This is a genomic window from Sphingobium sp. HWE2-09, assembly GCF_035989265.1.
Taxonomy (GTDB): Bacteria; Pseudomonadota; Alphaproteobacteria; order Sphingomonadales; family Sphingomonadaceae; genus Sphingobium.
The window spans coordinates 2,808,096-2,821,139 of the sequence record NZ_JAYKZX010000003.1; the positions used below are offsets into that span (position 1 = coordinate 2,808,096).

The following is a 13,044-nucleotide window of genomic DNA, read 5'->3' on the forward strand; positions in this document are numbered from 1 at the left end:
TTGCGGGCTTTGAACTGGGCTCCCGCCTGCGCGGGAGCACGTTGGAAGGCGGACAATATCGCGGTCGATCCTGCTTAACTTCGCACTTTTCCCGCTGATTTTGATATTTTGTTGCGTCGGCATGATCCTATTTGGACATCGGCGTCAAAAAAATAGCAAAGAGACTGCGCGTAGGACAGAGTGTTCCCGCGCAGGCGGGAACCCAGTTCCACGGTCTGGACTGGGCTCCTGCCTGCGCAGGAGCACGACCCGCCTAGAAGGGCTTCACGATTACGGCGATGACGATGACGGCAGCGGCGACGCCGGGGATTTCGTTCATCATGCGCAGTTGCTTGTCGCTGAGCGGGCGTTGGCCTTTCGCCAGCTTCTTCGTGTAGCCCGCGATCCAGCCATGATAGCCCGAAAGACCCAGGACGAAGAGCAGTTTCAAATGGAACCAGCCGAAGCTCCAAGCGCCGATTTCGACCATCAGCATCAGGCCGAACAGCCAGACCAGGGCGAGCGAGGGGTTGAGGATGATCTTGAGCAGGCGCGCCTCCCGCTCGATCCACTTCAGGTCTTCGGGCGATCCGGGCGCGGTTTCCTGATGATAGACGAAGAAGCGCGGCATCATGAACAGCCCCGCCATCAGGAAGATGACGAAGATGACATGGGCCGCTTTCACCCACAGATAGGCAGCGCCTAGAAAGGCCATTATTCCCGGTCTCCTTGTCGCACATAGCTAATGAGTGCTTCGACATGCGCAATGGGGGTGTCGGGCAAAATGCCATGGCCCAGATTCATGATATGCGGGCGATCTGCGAAGGCGGCGCGGATCGTGTCGACCGCCTCCTCCACGGCGCGGCCCCCGGCGATCAGCGCCAGCGGATCGAGATTGCCCTGTACCGGCATGCCGTGGGGCAGCGCTTGGTTCGCCCAGTGCGGATCGATGGTTTCGTCCACGCCGACCGCATCGACGCCGGTTTGCGCGGCATAATCGGCCAGCTTTGCGCCCGCGCCCTTGGGGAAGCCGATGATGGGGATGGTCGGGTGCAGCGCTTTCAGCTTTGCGACGATCCGCTTGTTCGGTTCGATCACCCAGCGCTGGAACTGGGCGGGCGACAGGCTGCCGGCCCAGCTGTCGAACAGTTGCACCGCCTCCACGCCCGCGTCGATCTGGCCGGAGAGATAGACGACGGTGGCGTCGATGATCGCGTCGATCAGCGCTGCGAAGCGATCGGGTTGGTTATAGGCCATGCGGCGGGCGAGGCCGTGATCCTTGCTGCCCTGCCCCGCCACCATATAGGTCGCGACCGTCCAAGGGCTGCCTGCAAAGCCCAGGAAGGTGACCGAGGGGTCCAGCGCCGCCTTCACCTGCCGCACCGTTTCATAGACAGCCTCAAACCGGGTGAAATCGGGTGTCAGCGTGGCAAGGTCGGTGTCGGCCAGGATCGGGGCGAGGCGTGGGCCTTCGCCTGCCTCGAACCACAAATTCTGTCCCATGGCATAGGGGACGATCAAGATGTCGGAAAAGAGGATCGCGCCGTCGAAGCCGAAACGGCGCAACGGCTGGAGCGTGACTTCGGCGGCGGCCGGGCTGTCATAGACGAGTTCGAGGAAGCCGCCCTTTTCCGCCCGGAGTGCGCGATATTCGGGCAGATAGCGGCCCGCCTGGCGCATCAGCCACATCGGCGGCACGGCGGGGCGTTCCCCCTGAAGGACGGCCATGAGCGGTTTGGCTGGACGGTCGCTCGGCGCGTCGGGGGTCATCGTGACTCTCTCTCTTATAATTAAGATTTTATAGGGATGATGGAGATAGTAGGTCGGTTGGCAGCGGGGTTTATGCGTTGCGCCCGGATTTGCCAACAGCTTGACTCAAGCGACCCACGCTTTGCGGTCCGAGTCAGTCCAGTCATCCCCATTATCCACAGGCTGTGGATGGAATTGGGGGTCTGTTGGGGGCGTGTGGATAAGTTTTCCGTCTATGGGGACGGCGGAAAGCGGGGTTTTTATCCCCCATTTCCTCCCTTGCTTTATCCACAGCCTACCCACAGAGATAGGCCCATGGCGCGCATCCACCTGCATCTTCTGTCTGACTCCACCGGCGAAACGCTGGAGAATATCGCCAAGGCGGCGATCGGCCTTTTCGAAAATGTCGAAGCGATCCGGCATTTCTGGCCGATGGTGCGGTCCGAAGTCCATCTCGACCGGATCATGGAGGAGATCAGCGCCAATCCGGGGCTGGTGCTGTTCACCCTGACCAACCATATGCTGCGGCGGCGGCTGGAGACGCGGTGCCGGGCGCTGGGCCTGCCCCATGTCGCCGCGCTCGACAGCGTGGCCGATGCGCTCTCCAACATATTGGGGCAGGAAACGCGGACGCGGCCCGGGCGCAAACATATATTGGACGAAGCCTATTTCGCCCGGATCGAGGCGATCCAGTTCACTATCGCCCATGACGATGGCGTGGGCCATGAAAATTGGGAAGAGGCCGATATATTGCTGGCGGGCGTATCGCGTGCATCCAAGACGCCGACGTCGATCTATCTTGCCAATCGCGGGTACAAGACCGCCAATATCCCGCTGGTGCCGGAATCGCCGCCGCCGCGCAGCCTCTATAGCTTGAAGCATCCCATGGTCGTGGGCCTGACGGTCAGCCCCGAACGGCTGATCCAGATCCGGCGCAACCGGTTGCTGTCGCTCAATCAGGCGCCCGAAACCGCCTATGTCGATAATGAGAAGGTGCAGGAGGAATTGTCCTTCGCCCGGCGGATGTTCGCCGACAATGGCTGGCCGGTGATCGACATGACCAGGCGATCGATCGAGGAAGCGGCCGCCGCGATCATCAACCTGTTCAACGATCGCGAACTAGCCGAAGGGATCGAACCATGATCGTGCTCGCATCGCAAAGCGCCAGCCGCAAGGCGATGCTGACGGCGGCGCAGGTGCCGTTCGAGACGCTGTCGCCGGGCGTGGATGAGGAGGCCGCGAAGGAAGCCTTGCGCGCCGACGGGCTGGACGCCCGCGCGCTGGCCGATGCGCTGGCGGAGTTGAAGGCGCTCAAAGTGTCGCGCCGGGTGCCGGGGGACTGGTGCTGGGATGCGACCAGACGCTGAGTCTGGGCGATGGCGGTGAGGATCGCGGCGTGATGATCGACAAGGCGGTCGATCGGGCCGATGCGGCGCGGATTTTGCGCCTGCTGTCCGGCCGCGTCCATCATCTGCACAGCGCGGCGGTGATCGTATTGAATGGCGAGCCGATCTGGCGCCATGTCGAGCGGGTACGGATGACGGTGCGGCCTTTGTCCGACGCGTTCATCGACGCCTATCTCGATGCCGACTGGGCCGAACTGCGCTGGTGCGTGGGTTGTTACCGGATCGAGGGACCGGGCGCGCAGCTGTTCAGCAAGGTCGAGGGCAGCCAGTTTGCGATTCAGGGGCTGCCGCTGCTGCCGCTGCTTGACTTTCTGCGCGTGCGCGGCGTTTTGGCGGCATGAGCGACGCCCTCCCCTATGCCGAAGTGATCGGTGACCCGATCGCGCACAGCAAATCCCCGCTGATTCACAATTTCTGGCTGAACGCGCTGGATATCGAAGCGGAGTATCGCAAGACCCATGTGACGCCGCAGGGGCTGGCGGCCTATTTCCTGCAGCGACGGTCCGATCCTGACTGGCTGGGGTGCAACGTCACCCTGCCCCACAAGATCGCAGTGATGGACTATACCGACGATCCGGGCGGCGTGCGGGAACGGATCGGCGCGATGAACACCATCGCCAGCGAAACCGGCGGGCCGCTCATCGGCACCAATACAGATGCGGGCGGCTTCCTCCAGCCATTGTTGCGCGACAAGTGGAAGGGTCGCAGCGCGGTCGTCATCGGATCGGGCGGGGCGGCGCGGGCGATCCTGTTCGCGCTCGACAGCCTGGGCGTAGCCGACATCACGATCATGGCGCGCGACGTGGACAAGGCGCAGGCGCTGTTCGCCCGTAGCGGCGCACCGGGCCGGGTGATCGGCATGACCGACGCACTGCCCACTGCCGACCTGCTGGTCAATTCGACGTCGCTCGGCATGGCGGGGCAGCCGTTGCTGGAACTGGACCTCTCGCCTTTGGCGGACGGGGCGACGGTCTATGACATCGTCTATGCGCCGCTGGAGACGGACTTGCTCAAGGCCGCGAAGGCGCGGGGTTTGAAGACGCTGGACGGGCTGGAGATGCTGATCGGCCAGGCGGCGCTGGCGTTCGATATCTTTTTCGATGCGCAGGCACCCCGCGACCTGGATGAGGAATTGCGCGCGCTGCTGCTCGCTGCACCCTAATGAAAATCTATGGGCTCACCGGATCGATCGGCATGGGCAAGTCGGCGGTGGCGGCGATGTTGCGGCGCGAAGGCGTGCCCGTGTTCGATGCCGATGCGCAGGTGCACGCGCTGCAGGGACCGGGCGGCGCGCTGCTGCCCGCGATCGAGGCGCGCTTTCCCGGCACGACCGGGCCGCGAGGCGTCGACCGGGCGAAGCTGGGCTCGGCGGTGTTCGGCCATCCGCAGGAACGCAAGGCGCTGGAGGCGATCGTCCATCCCGCCGTGCGGGCGGCGCGCGCGCGGTTCCTGCGTCGCCATCGATCGCGCGCGTTCGTGGTGCTGGATATTCCTTTATTGTTCGAAACCCATGGGCACCGGCGTCTGGACGGGGTGATCGTCGTCACCGCCCCGGCATGGAAGCAGCGCAAGCGGGTGCTGGCGCGGCCGGGCATGACGGCGGCGAAGTTCCGCCAGATTTTGGCGCTGCAGACGCCCGACTCGCAAAAGCGGCGACGGGCGGACCATATCATCCACACCGGCACGACCTTTACCGCCACGCGTGCGCAGGTGCGCCGTCTGGTCGCTTGCCTTGGCGCGCAGACAGGTGGATAAGGGTTGGCCCATAGAGTCGATATGAAGAGGGCGATGCGCGAGATTATTTTCGATACCGAAACGACAGGGTTCGACCCGGCATCCGGTGACAGGATGGTCGAGATCGGCTGCATCGAGTTGATCAACCGCGTGCCCAGCGGCCGCACTTTCCACGCTTATTATAATCCCCAGCGCGACATGCCCGCCGCGGCCGAAGCGGTGCATGGCCTGTCGAGCCATTTCCTGTTGGACAAGCCGCTGTTCCACAGCGGAGTCGCCGACCTGCTCGCCTTTTTGGAGGACAGCCCGCTGGTCGCGCATAATGCGCGGTTCGATTTCGGATTCCTCAACCATGAATTGAAACTGTGCGGCCATCCCGACGTGTCGCTCGATCGGATGATCGATACCGTCGCGATCGCCCGCACCCTGCATCCCGGCGCCAAGCACAGCCTGGACGCACTGTGCACCCGATACGGCATCGACCGCAGCCATCGCATCAAGCATGGCGCGCTGCTGGACGCCGAATTGCTGGCGCAACTCTATATCGAACTGACCGGCGGCCGTCAGATCGGCCTGGGTCTGGCACAGGAGGCGGACAAAGAGATCGTCGGGGTGGAACTGACGGCGAGCGCCGTGGTTCGCCCCTTGCGACCTGCGCGTATCTTCACACCCAGCGCGCAGGAGCTGGAGCGACATGCAGCGTTTATCGCGACGCTGACCAAGCCGCTCTGGCTGGAGGAGGCATAGACCCTATCGGATCCATGCCTCCAGACAACCGGGCCGTCTTCCTGGCGATCCGGCAAGAATAAGGAGAAGACATATGGACATTCGCATTTCCGGGCATCAGGTCGAAACGGGTGAAGCGCTCAAGAGCCACGTCACCGACCGTTTGGAGGCGATGGCTGAGAAATATTTCTCCCGCACGATTTCCGCCCAGGTGACTTTTCGCAAAGCGCCGCATGGCGCCTTCCACTGCGACATCGTCTGCCATGTGATGACCGGCCTGATCCTGAAGGGGTCGGGCGAGGCGCAGGACGCGCATCCCGCCTTCGACCAGACGTCCGATCGTATCGAAAAGCAGTTGCGCCGCTATATGCGCCGTCTGAAGGACCGCAGCGGTCAGGCCGCCGCCGCTGAAGCGCAGCGGGCCAATGGCTATAGCATCGATGATATCGACGGCGCGGGCTATACCATCTTCGCAGGTGGCGGCGAAGGTGAGGAAGAGGCGGAGGACGCCCCGCTGATCGTCGCGGAGACCCGCGTCGATATTCCCGAAGCGAGCGTGTCGGACGCGGTGATGATGCTGGACCTGCGCAACACCAACGCGCTGCTGTTCATGAATGCGGGAACGTCGGCCTATAATATGGTCTATCGCCGCCATGACGGGACCATTGGGTGGGTCGAACCGCGCGCCTGACGCCGCAGATGGTGGGCGGGTCCAACCGCGCGCCTGACGAACCGGGTCGCGGCGGGGGAAGTCGCCCCGTCGCCCCCCGGCCCGGCCCCGGCCCCCTGTTGACCTGACGGTGCGGGGGGCTTATGGGGCCGGGCTTTCATAGTCCGAGGACTAGCGCGTAGATTGTGCCCGCGCGGCTCGGCCGTTTCGGATTTACCATGGTTACTTTCAACGACATCGTCGCGCCCGAAGCGCTCGCTACGGGCCTGTCGGCGAACGGCAAGAAGCAGTTGTTCCAGAAGATCGCGGCGCTGGCCGCCTGCGCCTATGATCTGGACGCGGACGAGGTGGGCGACGCGCTGTTCGAGCGCGAGCGGCTGGGGTCGACCGGGTTCGGCGGCGGCGTCGCCATTCCCCATGCCAAGATTGCGGGCCTGAGCAAGATGTGCGGTGTTGTCGTCCTGCTCGATCCGGCGGTGCCGTTCGACGCGGTGGACGATGCGCCGGTCGATGTCGTCTTCGCCCTGCTGTCGCCGGTGGACAGCGGCGCGGAACATTTGAAGACGCTTGCACGGGTGTCGCGCTATCTGCGTGACGAGGGCCAGGTGAGCCGGTTGCGCGGCGCACAGTCGACCGGCGCGCTGCACGCGCTGCTGGCGGGCGGCGACGGGGCGCGTGACGCTGCCTGAAACGACGCCTGAGCGGCCGCCCGTCGCCAGTGGCGAAGCGGCGCATTTCCGCGCGCTCGAAAATCTCTATCGCTCCGCGCCGATCAATCGCCTGTTCCGATCGGACCTGACGATCAGCGAGCCGGGCCGGTCGGTGATCGATTTCGAGGTCGATGAAAGCCAGTTCCATGCGGCTGGCGCAGTCCATGGCACCGTTTATTTCAAGATGCTGGACGATGCGGCCTTCTATGCGGCCAACAGTCTGGTCAGCGACCGTTTCCTGCTGACGACCGCCTTCAACCTGCTGTTCACCCGGCCGATCGGCCCCGGCCGAATCCGCGCCGAAGGCCGCTGGATCAGCGGCAAGCGCCGCGTCTATGTGGCGGAGGCCAGCCTGATCGACAGCGATGGCGAAGAGGTGGGACGGGGCACCGGCACCTTCATGCGATCGCAATTTCCGCTGTCGTCGCTGCCGGGCTATGGCCGCTGAGGCGCGGCTCACCAGCGCGATGCTGGTGGGGGCATTGCGGCGGCGGGTGAACGCGGCCGGGGGCTTTGCCACGATCCTGGTCAAGGGCGACGAGATCAGCGGCGTGATTCTGGTGCAAACGCTGGAAAAGGGGCGCGAATCCGGCCTTTTCGAACGGGTATCGAACTTTGCCGGGGGTTACGCGTTGATGCGCTGTGGTCCTTCGCCTGAAGAAGGGCCGGATGCGCTGGCCGACTATGTCTCGCGCCGCCGCAGGTCGGACCCCGACCTGTGGATAATAGAACTCGACATCCCGGAAGCGGAACGGTTCGCCGCTGAAACGATCTGCTGATCGTTGACTCATCGATATGGTTTGGGCACAGGCCGCCCACGCCAACGCGCAGGTTGCCGACATCGTCCAATGGGGGGCGGGACCGGTAAACACGCAGACGGGGGGCGGCCGAACGTCATAGAATATCGGTGAAAACGACGTTTCCGGCCAAGAACCGCATGATTTTGAGCCGTAATGAGTTTTCGTCTTAAAGCTGCGATCGTCGCAGCCTTTGCCTTATCCGCCGCCGCTGCCGTCTCGGCATCGGACATGTCGATCGCCGGCGAATCGATTGCCAGCGCCACCTCCCTCCCCCAGACGTTCCCGCAAACGTCCCCGACCGGCGCGCAGTCCGCCGTCATTTTCGCCGCGCCGCGTGAAGTCACGCAGCCGCTGGCATCGGCCAAGAAGGCCGACCCCGATTTTTCCACGCACAGCGACGCGCAGGCAACCAGCCTCGCTGCTCTGGTCGACGCCCAAGGCGCGCCCGAGGAGCTGGACGGCGACATGAAGTGCCTGGCCGGTGCGGTCTATTTCGAATCCAAGGGTGAAAGCCTGGAAGGCCAGCTGGCCGTAGCGCGCGTGATCATCAATCGCGCCAAGTCCGGCCGCTTCGCAGACAGCCTGTGCGGCGTCGTCTATCAGCCGAGCCAGTTCAGCTTCGTGCGCGGCGGCGGCATGCCCCCGGTTCGCGCCGAAAGCCGCAGCTGGCGCGAAGCCGTCGCCATCGCCCAGATCGCGGCGAACGACAGCTGGGACAGCCGCGCGGAAGGCGCGCTCTTCTTCCACGCCCGCCGCGTGTCGCCGGGCTGGGGCAAGGCCAAGCTGGCGATGATCGACAATCATATCTTCTATCGGTGAGGATCGGGCGCGCGACGCGCGCCGGTTCGTGTTGGCGAAACTTGCAAGGTCGGTTCGGTTCATCCGAATCGGCCTTTTCATTTGTTCCCTTCCTGTTCTAAGATGGCGCGATGAGTAGCGCCCCGATCGACGCCTGTTCCCCCTGACCGACGGCACCGCGCTGGCAGTGGCGCGGGGGACGTTGCGGCTTTTCTATCGCCACGACATGAGCGGCATATTGGAAGTGCCGCTGCCCAATGGCCGCCGCGCCGACATCATGGCGATCGACGGCGCCGGGCGGCTGACGATCGTGGAGATCAAGTGCAGCCGGGCGGATTTGTTGGGCGACATGAAATGGCCCGACTATTTCGATTATTGCGACCGCTTTTTCTGGGCGGTGCCGGCCGGGTTCGACCTGGCGCCGTTCGAGAGCGAGGCATTATGGCCCGCGCGCACCGGCCTGATCGTCGCCGACCAATATGACGCCGAACTGGTGCGCCCGGCTCCGGTCGAGCCGCTGGCCGCCGCCCGGCGCAAGGCGGAGACGCTGCGTTTCGCGCGCCGTGCTGCGCGGCGATTGACGGCGCTTAGTGATCCGGATCATGCCGCGGAACTGGGCTGGCCGCGTTGATGGCTGTGAAGGACTAAAAGCGGACAGTCTTTCTCCCCTCCCGTTTACAGGAGGGGCTGGGGGCAAGCGCAAGGTTGCGTTGGCCCACCCCGCTGCGACTAAATTCGCTGCGCTCATTAAGTCTCGCTTCCCCTCCCGCAAGCGGGAGGGGAAGCGAAAGCCGTCGTGCGCTCTCAACCCTTATCGCTACGCCCTCAAAATACCGGACCCTGTACCGGTCCGGCGGGCTTGGCGGCGGCCTTCGCGGCGGCGAGGGCGTCGACCAGGCCGGGGGTGCGATCTTCGCGGGCGGCATAGTCGCGGGCGGACATGCCCGCGATGCTGTCGCGCTTTTCCGGGTTGGCGCCCTGCGCCACGAGCAGGCGGACGATGCCCACGTCGCGCAGCTGCACCGCGCGGATCAGCGGGGTTTCGCCGCTATTATTGCCCTTGTCGACCTGCGCCTTGTAGGTGAGCAGCGTGCGCACCCCTTCCTCGAACCGGCCCTGTACCGCGTCCATGAGCGGGGTGTTGCCGTCATTGTCGGTCAGGTTGGCATTGGCGCCCTTGGACAGCAGGAAGCTGAGCCAGGTAGCGTCGCGCCGTGCGACCACCAGATGCAGCGCGTTTTCGCCGGTGGACACGTCGCGGCTGTTGATGACGGTGGAGCCGGGTTTCTGGATCAGGTTGGTGACCTTTTCCCCGTCCTTGTCCTTCACCGCCTTGAGGAAATTATAATTGTCCGAAAATTGCGCTTGCGCCGGGCCGGGGACCAGCAGCGCCAGTGCGATCGAACCCAGGAAAGCGGAAAAAAGCTTCGTCTTCATGATGCGCCCCGTTGCATTTGCAAATCCCGTCCTAGCAGGGCATGGCTAGCCATGCCATGACCAAAGACGCCGCGCGCCCCATCCTGCCTTCCATCGCCCTACCATTGCTGGCCCTGCTGGCTGCCTGCAATATGGGTCCGGGCGGCAATGCATCAAGCGGTGACAGCCAACAGGGCGAGTTGACCGGCGCGCGGATCGGCGCGCCCTTCACCCTGACCAACCAGGATGGCAAGCCGACCAAGTGGGACGATTTCAAAGGCCAGTATCGCCTGGTCTATTTCGGCTATACCTATTGCCCGGACGTGTGCCCGGTCGATCTGCAACGGATCATGCAGGGCTTTGCGCTGTTCGAGAAAGCCAAGCCCGCCCTCGCCGCCAAGGTGCAGCCGATGCTGATCAGCGTCGATCCGCAGCGTGATACGCCCGCGGTCCTGAAAACCTATGTCGCGGCCTTCCATCCGCGCCTGATCGGGCTGACGGGCACGAAGGACCAGATCGCCAAGGTCGCCAAGGATTTCGTGGTGATCTACAACCCGGAGAAATCGACCGGGGCGAACGACTATCTGGTCAGCCACAGTCGCACCCCCTATCTGTTCGATGGCGACGGCAAGCCGGTGGCGCTGGTGCCGGTGGATGATCCGGGCACGTCGGACATGGACGAAGGCGCGCCGGACAAGGTGCTCGCCTTTCTAGAAAAATGGATCAAGTGACGCATTTCTGGGAAAAGCCGCTCGACAAACTCGACAAGGCCGAGTGGGAAGCGCTGTGCGACGGCTGCGGCAAATGTTGCCTGCACAAGGCCGAGGATGAAGAGACCGGGCGGATCTATCCCACCAATGTCGCGTGCCGCCTGCTTGACCGGCAAAGCGGGCAATGCAGCAATTATAAGGACCGGCACAGGTTCGTGCCCGATTGCGTGCGGTTGACCCCGACCAAGGTGAAGCAGATCGGCTGGCTGCCGCGCACCTGCGCCTATCGGCTGCGCGAAGAGGGGCTGCCCCTGCCCGACTGGCATTATCTGATCTGCGGCGATCGCGAAGCGGTGCATCGCGCGCAGGAATTGGTGCGCGGCTGGACGATCGCGGAGGCCGATGCGGGCGATTGGGAAAATCATCTTGTCGACCGCGAACTCTGATCCGGACGTCGCAATCCTGATCGACGGGGTGGCGATGCCGGTGCTGGTGCGCCGGTCGGCGCGGGCGCGGGCCTATCGGTTGACGATCGACAGCGCGCGGGGCGCGTTGCGCCTGTCGCTGCCGGTGCGCGCGAACCTTAAAAAAGCGCTGGGCTGGGCGCAGGACCATGAAGGCTGGGTGCGCGCGCAGATGGCGAAGCAGCCTGCCGTCGCGCGGCTGGACCATGGCGCGACCTTTCCGCTGGAGGGGCGCGACGTGACGATCGAATGGGTCGCGGGGGCGACGCGCACGATTCGCTTGGAGGGCGACCGGCTGCTGCTGGGCGGCGCGGCGGAATTGGTGGGCGCGCGGGTGCAGCGCTGGCTGGTCGCACGGGCGCGGGCGGTGCTGGAGACGGAAAGTCACGCCATGGCGCAGGACCATGGGTTGATCGTCGCGTCGGTCGGCGTGGGCGACACGCGCAGCCGCTGGGGCAGTTGCGCCTCGTCCGGGGCGATCCGCTATAGCTGGCGGTTGATTCTGGCCCCGCCGGAGGTGCGCCGCGCGACCGTGGCGCACGAACTGGCGCATCTGCTGCACATGGATCACAGCCCGGCCTTTCACGCAGCGCACAAGCGGATCTATGGCGCGGACCCCAGGCCCGCGCGGGCGTGGCTGCGCGCGCATGGCGCTGGCCTGCATCGCTATCAGGCTTGAAGGACGTGGCGCGGCGCAAACGCTATCTGACCGCGACCATGGCGGACGGTTATGTCAAGACGATCGGGCCGACCGCGGACCCCTTCACCCATTATTGGCGAATCGTCGCAGTGCTGGACAATGGCAAGACCGAGGTGTTCTGGGGCCATGTCCGTTCGCTGGCCGAGGCGAAGAAGAAGCGCGCTGCCGCGGCGGACGGCGCGAAGATGCGCGGGTGGAAGCGGTATGATTTCGAGATTGCGGAACTGGTGGAGACTAACGGTTGATGCGCTTTAGCACAGCGTGTTCCCGCGCGGGCGGGAACCCAGTCCAGCCGTTTCAACTGGGTTCCCGCCTGCGCGGGAACATGGTGAGCTTCTAGCCCCGGTGCGGCCAAACGCCGGACTCGTCGCCTGCGCATTCGTGCGCGGCGTCGCGCAGATGCGGCAGGCCGCAGCCCTTGCAGGTGACATAGTCGCCCACTGTCAGCCCATGACCAACCGCGACCCGCTCATCGAAGACATAGCAGTCGCCCTGCCAGCGGCTCTCGGCCTCCGGCATTTCCTCCAGATAGCGCAAGATGCCGCCCTTGAGGTGATAGACGTCGTCGAACCCGCGCGCCTTGACCAGCGCAGTCGATTTTTCGCAGCGTATGCCGCCGGTGCAGAACATTGCGATCTTGGGGCTGCGGCCCTGCGCCTTCAGGTCGGCGGCGAAGGTGTCGAACCAGGCGGGAAATTCGCGGAAGGAGCGGGTTGCGGGGTCGATCGCGCCTTCGAACGTGCCGACCGCCACTTCATAGGCATTGCGGGTGTCGATGATGACCGTGTCGGGATCGGCGATCAGGGCGTTCCAGTCGATGGGGTCGAGATGCGTGCCCGCCTGCGTCGCAGGGTCGAGATCGCCCACGCCCAGCGTCACGATTTCCGTCTTCACCTTCACCTTCATCCGGGCGAAGGGTGCAGCGTCGGCCCAGGAATATTTGACATCGACATCGGCGCAGCCCGGCAGCGCACGGATATGGGCGATGAGCGTGGCGATGGCGTCCGCGTCGCCCGCAACGGTGCCGTTGATCCCCTCCCCCGCCAGGATCAGCGTGCCGCAGGTGCCAAGCGCGGCGCAGTGCGCGCGCAGATCGGCCGCCAGCGCCTGCGGATCGGGAAAGCGGGCGAAGCAATAGAGGGCGGCGACGGTATAGGCGGTGGAACAAGCGGACATGGCTGC

18 protein-coding genes and 1 pseudogene are annotated in these 13,044 nt (G+C 64.6%); 15 read left to right on the forward strand and 4 right to left on the reverse strand.

Annotation, left to right across the window (positions count from 1 at the left end):
• Positions 1–253: 253 nt before the first annotated feature.
• A complete protein-coding gene (locus U5A89_RS19225; protein ID WP_338162614.1) occupies positions 254–694 on the reverse strand; it encodes a CopD family protein in 441 nt (146 codons plus the stop codon).
• Positions 694–1,749, reverse strand: coding sequence for a uroporphyrinogen decarboxylase (hemE, locus tag U5A89_RS19230; protein WP_338162615.1), 1,056 nt, complete (start codon positions 1,747–1,749; stop codon positions 694–696). Before hemE ends, U5A89_RS19225 begins: the two co-directional genes overlap by 1 nt.
• Positions 1,750–2,043: 294 nt before the next feature.
• On the opposite strand from hemE, the gene U5A89_RS19235 reads away from it, so the two are divergent.
• From U5A89_RS19235 to U5A89_RS19285, 11 genes and pseudogenes are all read left to right on the forward strand, one after another.
• Entirely contained in the window at positions 2,044–2,871 is an 828-nt protein-coding gene (locus tag U5A89_RS19235) for a pyruvate, water dikinase regulatory protein (protein ID WP_338162616.1), read from the forward strand.
• A pseudogene (locus tag U5A89_RS19240) lies at positions 2,868–3,475 on the forward strand (Maf family protein). The gene U5A89_RS19235 and the pseudogene U5A89_RS19240 overlap by 4 nt, the downstream one beginning before the upstream one ends.
• On the forward strand, positions 3,472–4,296 hold the full coding sequence (aroE, locus tag U5A89_RS19245) for a shikimate dehydrogenase (RefSeq protein WP_338162617.1): 825 nt from the start codon (positions 3,472–3,474) through the stop codon (positions 4,294–4,296). Before U5A89_RS19240 ends, aroE begins: the two are co-directional and overlap by 4 nt.
• Positions 4,296–4,889 carry a dephospho-CoA kinase gene (gene coaE / locus U5A89_RS19250; RefSeq protein WP_338162618.1) on the forward strand — a complete coding sequence of 198 codons (594 nt, stop codon included), beginning with the start codon at positions 4,296–4,298 and terminating at the stop codon, positions 4,887–4,889. The genes aroE and coaE overlap by 1 nt, the downstream gene beginning before the upstream one ends.
• Positions 4,890–4,922: 33 nt before the next feature.
• Positions 4,923–5,615, forward strand: coding sequence for a DNA polymerase III subunit epsilon (gene dnaQ / locus U5A89_RS19255; RefSeq protein ID WP_338163118.1), 693 nt, complete (start codon positions 4,923–4,925; stop codon positions 5,613–5,615).
• A gap of 73 nt (positions 5,616–5,688) precedes the next feature.
• Positions 5,689–6,285 carry a ribosome hibernation-promoting factor, HPF/YfiA family gene (gene hpf, locus U5A89_RS19260; protein ID WP_338162619.1) on the forward strand — a complete coding sequence of 199 codons (597 nt, stop codon included), beginning with the start codon at positions 5,689–5,691 and terminating at the stop codon, positions 6,283–6,285.
• Between the two features lie 197 nt (positions 6,286–6,482).
• Positions 6,483–6,953: a PTS sugar transporter subunit IIA gene (locus tag U5A89_RS19265; RefSeq protein WP_338162620.1), complete on the forward strand. Its 471-nt coding sequence runs from the start codon at positions 6,483–6,485 to the stop codon at positions 6,951–6,953.
• Positions 6,940–7,422 (forward strand): PaaI family thioesterase, encoded by a 483-nt coding sequence (locus U5A89_RS19270; RefSeq protein WP_338162621.1) that lies wholly within the window; start codon positions 6,940–6,942, stop codon positions 7,420–7,422. Before U5A89_RS19265 ends, U5A89_RS19270 begins: the two co-directional genes overlap by 14 nt.
• On the forward strand, positions 7,412–7,753 hold the full coding sequence (locus U5A89_RS19275; RefSeq protein ID WP_338162622.1) for a DUF1491 family protein: 342 nt from the start codon (positions 7,412–7,414) through the stop codon (positions 7,751–7,753). The genes U5A89_RS19270 and U5A89_RS19275 overlap by 11 nt, the downstream gene beginning before the upstream one ends.
• 174 nt (positions 7,754–7,927) lie before the next feature.
• Positions 7,928–8,593 carry a cell wall hydrolase gene (locus U5A89_RS19280; protein ID WP_338162623.1) on the forward strand — a complete coding sequence of 222 codons (666 nt, stop codon included), beginning with the start codon at positions 7,928–7,930 and terminating at the stop codon, positions 8,591–8,593.
• A gap of 142 nt (positions 8,594–8,735) precedes the next feature.
• Positions 8,736–9,203: an MmcB family DNA repair protein gene (locus U5A89_RS19285; RefSeq protein WP_338163119.1), complete on the forward strand. Its 468-nt coding sequence runs from the start codon at positions 8,736–8,738 to the stop codon at positions 9,201–9,203.
• Between the two features lie 194 nt (positions 9,204–9,397).
• On the opposite strand, the gene U5A89_RS19290 is transcribed toward U5A89_RS19285, so the two are convergent.
• Positions 9,398–10,009: an ankyrin repeat domain-containing protein gene (locus tag U5A89_RS19290; RefSeq protein WP_338162624.1), complete on the reverse strand. Its 612-nt coding sequence runs from the start codon at positions 10,007–10,009 to the stop codon at positions 9,398–9,400.
• 56 nt (positions 10,010–10,065) lie between these two features.
• Between U5A89_RS19290 and U5A89_RS19295 the strand changes: the two genes are divergently transcribed.
• Genes U5A89_RS19295 through U5A89_RS19310 form a run of 4 tightly spaced genes read left to right on the forward strand, consistent with a single transcriptional unit; the run spans position 10,066 to position 12,107 of the window.
• Positions 10,066–10,719 (forward strand): SCO family protein, encoded by a 654-nt coding sequence (locus U5A89_RS19295; RefSeq protein WP_338162625.1) that lies wholly within the window; start codon positions 10,066–10,068, stop codon positions 10,717–10,719.
• Positions 10,707–11,144 carry a YcgN family cysteine cluster protein gene (locus tag U5A89_RS19300; RefSeq protein WP_338162626.1) on the forward strand — a complete coding sequence of 146 codons (438 nt, stop codon included), beginning with the start codon at positions 10,707–10,709 and terminating at the stop codon, positions 11,142–11,144. The genes U5A89_RS19295 and U5A89_RS19300 overlap by 13 nt, the downstream gene beginning before the upstream one ends.
• Entirely contained in the window at positions 11,101–11,841 is a 741-nt protein-coding gene (locus tag U5A89_RS19305) for a M48 family metallopeptidase (protein WP_445190673.1), read from the forward strand. The genes U5A89_RS19300 and U5A89_RS19305 overlap by 44 nt, the downstream gene beginning before the upstream one ends.
• A gap of 5 nt (positions 11,842–11,846) precedes the next feature.
• The gene (locus U5A89_RS19310; protein ID WP_338162628.1) at positions 11,847–12,107 is read left to right on the forward strand and encodes a hypothetical protein; all 261 of its coding nucleotides are present in this window, start codon (positions 11,847–11,849) and stop codon (positions 12,105–12,107) included.
• A gap of 91 nt (positions 12,108–12,198) precedes the next feature.
• On the opposite strand, the gene trhO is transcribed toward U5A89_RS19310, so the two are convergent.
• Positions 12,199–13,038, reverse strand: coding sequence for an oxygen-dependent tRNA uridine(34) hydroxylase TrhO (gene trhO, locus U5A89_RS19315; protein ID WP_338162629.1), 840 nt, complete (start codon positions 13,036–13,038; stop codon positions 12,199–12,201).
• Positions 13,039–13,044 lie beyond the last annotated feature (6 nt).

Excerpts from the sequence above, each read along its gene's own strand:
- hemE (WP_338162615.1), bottom strand. The coding sequence starts at position 1,749 with ATGACCCCCGACGCGCCGAGCGACCGTCCAGCCAAACCGCTCATGGCC.
- U5A89_RS19235 (WP_338162616.1), top strand. The coding sequence starts at position 2,044 with ATGGCGCGCATCCACCTGCATCTTCTGTCTGACTCCACCGGCGAAACG.
- U5A89_RS19280 (WP_338162623.1), top strand. The coding sequence starts at position 7,928 with ATGAGTTTTCGTCTTAAAGCTGCGATCGTCGCAGCCTTTGCCTTATCC.
- U5A89_RS19300 (WP_338162626.1), top strand. The coding sequence starts at position 10,707 with ATGGATCAAGTGACGCATTTCTGGGAAAAGCCGCTCGACAAACTCGAC.
- coaE (WP_338162618.1), top strand. The coding sequence starts at position 4,296 with ATGAAAATCTATGGGCTCACCGGATCGATCGGCATGGGCAAGTCGGCG.
- trhO (WP_338162629.1), bottom strand. The coding sequence starts at position 13,038 with ATGTCCGCTTGTTCCACCGCCTATACCGTCGCCGCCCTCTATTGCTTC.
- U5A89_RS19295 (WP_338162625.1), top strand. The coding sequence starts at position 10,066 with ATGACCAAAGACGCCGCGCGCCCCATCCTGCCTTCCATCGCCCTACCA.
- U5A89_RS19225 (WP_338162614.1), bottom strand. The coding sequence starts at position 694 with ATGGCCTTTCTAGGCGCTGCCTATCTGTGGGTGAAAGCGGCCCATGTC.
- aroE (WP_338162617.1), top strand. The coding sequence starts at position 3,472 with ATGAGCGACGCCCTCCCCTATGCCGAAGTGATCGGTGACCCGATCGCG.
- U5A89_RS19290 (WP_338162624.1), bottom strand. The coding sequence starts at position 10,009 with ATGAAGACGAAGCTTTTTTCCGCTTTCCTGGGTTCGATCGCACTGGCG.
- dnaQ (WP_338163118.1), top strand. The coding sequence starts at position 4,923 with ATGCGCGAGATTATTTTCGATACCGAAACGACAGGGTTCGACCCGGCA.
- hpf (WP_338162619.1), top strand. The coding sequence starts at position 5,689 with ATGGACATTCGCATTTCCGGGCATCAGGTCGAAACGGGTGAAGCGCTC.
- U5A89_RS19305 (WP_445190673.1), top strand. The coding sequence starts at position 11,101 with ATGCGGGCGATTGGGAAAATCATCTTGTCGACCGCGAACTCTGATCCG.
- U5A89_RS19275 (WP_338162622.1), top strand. The coding sequence starts at position 7,412 with ATGGCCGCTGAGGCGCGGCTCACCAGCGCGATGCTGGTGGGGGCATTG.
- U5A89_RS19265 (WP_338162620.1), top strand. The coding sequence starts at position 6,483 with ATGGTTACTTTCAACGACATCGTCGCGCCCGAAGCGCTCGCTACGGGC.